Raw genomic sequence first — 548 nt, 5'->3', positions numbered from 1 at the left:
ACCCCCCACCACACACACCAAAACCAAAACAAAACCCACACCAACACCACCAACAACCCCAAAAACAACAAAAAAACCACAACCACCAAACCCCCCAAAACCACCAAAAACCACACACCACAACCCACCAACCAAAACAACAACGACCCCAACCCACCCACCCCCCACCACCACACCCCAACACACAACACCAACACCGCCCACCACCAAAACACAAACAACAACAACCCCAACAACAACCACAACCCCAAACAAAACAACCACACCAGCCACCACCACACCAACCACCACACCACAATCCAACCACCAACAAAACCCCACCCACAACCAACCAACCGCACCCGTACAAGCGGCTCCTCAAACGACCCGACAAGAAACAGAACCCCTCAATTAACACGGCAAAAGACACGGTTTCGGCACGATAACGGCGAAACAGCGGAGACAGCCATAAAACGGTAGCACCAAACGCGCCAAATAAAACAAAGCCTAACAACACGACGACTTGACGCAGTACAGACCCTGTCCCCCCTACACATCTGACGCCGCCG

Annotated in this window: 1 protein-coding gene; it reads left to right on the top strand. The window is 52.7% G+C overall.

The features are described 5' to 3' along the window. Positions 1–459 (top strand): hypothetical protein (locus ACTHUG_RS11330; RefSeq protein WP_440422267.1); only part of this gene is annotated, 459 nt, incomplete at its 5' end. Between the last annotated feature and the right edge of the window lie 89 nt (positions 460–548).

Source organism: Neisseria sp. P0022.S009, assembly GCF_051956675.1.
Lineage (GTDB): Bacteria > Pseudomonadota > Gammaproteobacteria > Burkholderiales > Neisseriaceae > Neisseria.
Note: the sequence above shows the minus strand (reverse complement) of the source record. Positions and strands in the feature narration are given on the sequence as shown.